This window comes from Mesorhizobium sp. M5C.F.Ca.ET.164.01.1.1, from assembly GCF_004792125.1.
Classification (GTDB): Bacteria; Pseudomonadota; Alphaproteobacteria; order Rhizobiales; family Rhizobiaceae; genus Mesorhizobium; species Mesorhizobium wenxiniae.
In genome coordinates this window covers 1-382 of sequence record NZ_SRTG01000189.1, presented here as the reverse complement: position 1 = coordinate 382, position 382 = coordinate 1, and the positions used below count along the sequence as shown (strand labels likewise).

The 382-nt window shown below is 59.9% G+C and carries 1 protein-coding gene; it reads left to right on the top strand.

What is annotated here, in order from left to right; translation table 11 throughout:
• Positions 1–141 precede the first annotated feature (141 nt).
• Positions 142–382 (top strand): SDR family NAD(P)-dependent oxidoreductase (locus tag EN807_RS33060; RefSeq protein WP_135937982.1); only part of this gene is annotated, 241 nt, incomplete at its 3' end.

The window sequence follows — 382 nt, the reverse complement described above, 5'->3', positions numbered from 1 at the left end:
GCGTTTCGATCGAAGGTGCGGGGACGGCCTCTTTCCGACATGACGTTCATTTCTGTGTTGATCGAAACATAAATGAGTTGACGCAATCAGGCAAGGCTGGCAGATATTTATGTATCAATCACTACATAAATGGAGAAACCGATGGCATCCAGGAATTTGAACGGCAAGGCGGCACTCGTCACCGGAGGCAGCCGCGGCATCGGCGCGGCAATCGCGCGAAGGCTCGCGGCGGAGGGGGCCGATGTCGCGCTGACCTATGTGCATGGCGAGGACCAGGCCCGCCCGGTCGTCGCCGAGATAGAGACCAAGGGCGGTCGCGCGATCGCGATCAAGGCCGACAACCGCGACGCCGAAGCCATAGACCAGGCGGTTGCCGATGCGA